A 4,019-nucleotide genomic window follows, 5' to 3' on the forward strand; every position below is an offset into this window, starting at 1 on the left:
GCGCGTGGTGCGAGGATTGACCGGTGAGCGAGTTCCCCGAGGCGGGCGACGAGTCCGCCGCGCCCCACCACGCCGCGCCCCAGCCTGCCGCGCCCCAGCCTGCCGAGGCCGGTCCCGCCGGGGCGGTCGTGCCCGAGCAGCCGGTGGTCGTGGCGCGGATTCCCGGCATGTCACCGGTGTACGCGCAGGTCCCCGAGTACCTCCAGGCCCAGGCCGACCAGGCGCGCGCCGCGCAGGCCCAAGCCGCCGCGCAGGCGGCGTTCCCGGCCGGACCGCAGCAGGGTGACGCCCGGCAGGGCCAGTTCCCGCAGGCCGGGGCCCCGCAGGCCGGGTTCTCGCAGGACGGCGCGCCCCAGTCGGGCCCGCAGGCCACGTTCCCGCAGGCCGGGTTCCCGCAGACCGGCCCGCAGGCCGCGCTCCCGACCGCCGGGTTCTCCCAGTCCGGTCCCCAGACCGGGTTTCCCGAGTCGGGCCCGCAGACCGGGTTCCCCCAGTCGGGCCCGCAGACCGCGCTCCCGCACGCCGGTTTCCCGCCGCCCGGCTCCTCCACCCCCTCCGCCCCCGGTTGGGGCACGCCCGCCCAGGGCTTCCCGCCGCCCGGCGCGTACCAGGGCTACCCCGCCCCCCAGCCCGCCCCGTTCCGGACCGGGCGGGTGCTGACGGCGGTGCTCGGCGGCGTCCTCGCGCTCGTCCTCGTCGCGCTCGGCGGCCTGTGGGCGGCCGGCTACCCGCTCGTCCGCGACCCCGAGTCCCGCGCCCAGGCCACCGCCGCCCCGCTCGACCCCACCGACGTCCCCCTGGACCCGGAGGAGTCGCCGCTCGACTACAAGTCGCCGCACGGCGAGCAGCGCAACGCGGCCATGCCCGAGGAGTGCGACCTGAGCGACGCCACGCTCAAGCGCGCCCGGACCTCCAACCGCTACGAGAGCGAGGAGTTCTTCGGCTTCGCGTTCTGCTCCTACGGCACGATCAGCACGATCGACGGCTCCGTCCGCCGCGACCTCTACGTCTCCGTCTACGAGGCGGAGGACAGCGTCGAGCTGGAGGAGTGGTACGACGACGACGTGTACGACTGGGGCAGCGTCCGCCAGGTCCAGGGCCTCGGCGAGCGCGCGAAGCTGCTGGCCCAGCCCGCCGAGTCGGACTCGGTCATGGGCGTGCAGCTGAAGGTGGTCTCCGGGAGCACCGTGTACGAGATCGGCTACGCCGGGTTCGAGACCGACTCGTTCCTGTCGCCGGAGATCCCGGACGAGCTGTCCGAGGAGATCGCGACCGCGGTCGCGCGGGAGCTGCTCGGGCGCTGACGGGCGGGGTGCTGCGGCAAACGCTTTCCAGGTGATGCGGAAATCGCTTGGCCGTGGTGCGAGCATTGCCCGGTGAGCACGCCCTCCGCGGGGGCGGACGAGTCCCCCGCACCCCAGGCCCCCGACGAGAGCCCGGTGACCGGCGAGCCGGTCGTGGACACCCGGCAGCCGGGGACATCGGCCGACCCCGAGGCGGCTCCCGGCCAAGCGGTTCCCGGTCAGGCGGTTCCCGGTCAGGCGGCTCCCGGTCAGGCGGTTCCCGGCGAGGCGGCGGTGAGCGGTCCGGCTGCGGGCGGGCAGCCCGCGCTCGTCGTGCCCGCGCGGACGCCGACCGGGCCCGAGCAGCCCGTCGTGGTCGCGCGGATCCCCGGCCACGGGCCCGTCTACGCGCAGGTCCCGCCACCTGCCGGCGCCTTCCCCGGCCAGCACCCCGAGCAGTACCCCCACTACCCGCACCACCCCGGCCAGCCCCCGAACCCCGGCCCGCACGGCCACGCGGGCTTCGGCGCGCCGCCTCCCCCCAAGCCCGCCAACCACGAGGGCGTCGTGTCCGCGGTGGGGTTCGTGCTCGTCCTGGTGCTCGGCATGCTCGCCGTCGCCGTCTCCGTCGACCGGGGGTCCGAGCGCGGCGCGCAGGACGGGGCCATCACCTTCACCCTGCCGCCCGTCCAGGCGATCACCCCGCCGCCGATCATCGCCACCGAGCCGCCCACCGGCCGGGTCAAGGCGCAGGTCGGCGCGATGATGAGTCCCGAGTGCGACCTGCCCGACGCGCTGCTGGAGCGCGCCAAAACCCGCAACCGGGCCGAGGGTCGCAGCGACAGCTACTTCGCGAGCTGCGACTACCGGACCCTCGCGGACGCCGACACCGGTTACCGCGAGCTCCAGGTCACCGTGGGCGCGTTCGACTACCCGGACATCAGGGACAACTGGTTCGACCAGGAGCACGGCCGCCGCTGGGACGAGGTCCGCGAGCTGCCCGGCGTCGGCGAGCGGGCCAAGGTCATGCTCCGGCGGACCGACCGGTCCGGCGACATGGTCACCATCAAGGTCGTCTCGGGCGTGCGCGTCTTCGAGGTCGTCTACGGCGGCACGGTCCGCGACTCCTACCTCGCCGACCCGATCCCCGCCGCCGAGGCCGAGGCGATCGCGATGGAGGTGCTCCAGGCGGTGATGGCCAAGTGAGGCGGGTCCCACTGCCCCGCGAAGCCCAACCGCCGCACCCCCGGACAGCCCCCGCGAGTCCCCCGGAAGGGCCTGCCTCCCCTCGGCCCCGTGGACCCGCGACCCTGCTCCCACCCGCCTGGCCACCCGCCTGACCACCCGTCTCGCCCGCGTTTCGGCGGTGTTGCCCCGAGCGGTCGGGACCTTCGTCACGACCTGTCGGAGAACATGGTCATTACTGGCGGGTAACAGTGGATTTTCTTGTTCGATAAAGACATCCTGGTGGCCATAAGGCCAGGGCCGCAGGACTGGGGATAGGCTGGCCGATGGCTGCCGCAGGCGGCCCAACCGCACGCCCCCTGGCGCCGAGGCGCCAGCGACGATCGAGGAGACGCACCGTGACGGTTCGCGTAGGTGTCAATGGTTTCGGCCGCATCGGCCGCAACTTCTGGCGCGCCGTTCAGGCCAGTGGTCACGACATCGAGATCGTGGCCTTCAACGACCTCGGTGACGTCAACACGATGGCTCACCTGCTGAAGTACGACTCCATCCTCGGGCGCCTCGACGCCGAGGTCAGCGTGAACGACGAGGGCATCGTCGTCGACGGCAAGACCATCAAGGCCCTCGCCGAGCGCGACCCCGGCAAGCTGCCCTGGAAGGACCTCGGCGTCGACGTCGTCGTGGAGTCCACCGGCTTCTTCACCGACGCCACCACCGCCCGCAAGCACGTGGACGAGGGCGGCGCCAAGAAGGTCATCATCTCGGCCCCGGCCAAGAACGAGGACCTCACCGTCGTGTTCGGCGCCAACGAGGGCCTCTACGACGGCACCCAGACCGTCATCTCGAACGCGTCCTGCACCACCAACTGCCTCGCCCCGCTGGCGAAGGTGCTGCACGACGAGTTCACCATCGAGCGTGGCCTCATGACCACGATCCACGCGTACACGCAGGACCAGAACCTGCAGGACGCGCCGCACAAGGACCTGCGCCGCGCCCGCGCCGCCGCCCTGAACATCGTGCCCACCAGCACCGGCGCCGCCAAGGCCATCGGCCTGGTCCTGCCCGAGCTCAAGGGCAAGCTGGACGGCTACGCGCTGCGCGTGCCCGTGCCCACCGGCTCGGCCACCGACCTGACCGTCACCGTGGGTCGCGAGACCACCGTGGACGAGGTCAACGCCGCCTTCCAGAAGGCCGCCGAGGGCTCCCTCAAGGGCTACCTGCGCTACAACACCGACCCGATCGTGTCGGCCGACATCGTCACCGACCCGGCGTCCTGCATCTACGACGCCCCGCTGACCAAGGTCATCGGCAACCAGGTCAAGGTCGTCGGCTGGTACGACAACGAGTGGGGCTACTCCAACCGCCTCGTGGACCTCGTCAACCTGGTCGCCAGCAAGCTCTGAGCAAGGGGACGACTGCACAGTGAAGACTCTTGGCGACCTCATCGCCGAGGGTGTGTCGGGGGGGGGGGGGCTGGTGGGCGGCGACCAGGAACTCCCCCACCCCCGCCGCCACATCAACCCCCACCGCCCCGGCCCCGCCGCGGGGCCC

General features: G+C 72.9%; 3 protein-coding genes. All 3 read left to right on the forward strand.

What is annotated here, in order from left to right; genetic code table 11:
• Positions 1-23: 23 nt before the first annotated feature.
• The 3 genes from ACTUAL_RS31095 to gap all read left to right on the forward strand — a co-directional run bounded on the left by ACTUAL_RS31095 (position 24) and on the right by gap (position 3,871).
• The gene (locus ACTUAL_RS31095) at positions 24-1,304 is read left to right on the forward strand and encodes a hypothetical protein (RefSeq protein WP_440902729.1); all 1,281 of its coding nucleotides are present in this window, start codon (positions 24-26) and stop codon (positions 1,302-1,304) included.
• Between the two features lie 72 nt (positions 1,305-1,376).
• Positions 1,377-2,489: a hypothetical protein gene (locus tag ACTUAL_RS31100; RefSeq protein WP_440902730.1), complete on the forward strand. Its 1,113-nt coding sequence runs from the start codon at positions 1,377-1,379 to the stop codon at positions 2,487-2,489.
• Between the two features lie 377 nt (positions 2,490-2,866).
• On the forward strand, positions 2,867-3,871 hold the full coding sequence (gap, locus tag ACTUAL_RS31105; protein ID WP_096496085.1) for a type I glyceraldehyde-3-phosphate dehydrogenase: 1,005 nt from the start codon (positions 2,867-2,869) through the stop codon (positions 3,869-3,871).
• The last annotated feature ends 148 nt before the right edge of the window (positions 3,872-4,019 follow it).

The organism is Actinosynnema sp., assembly GCF_052038725.1.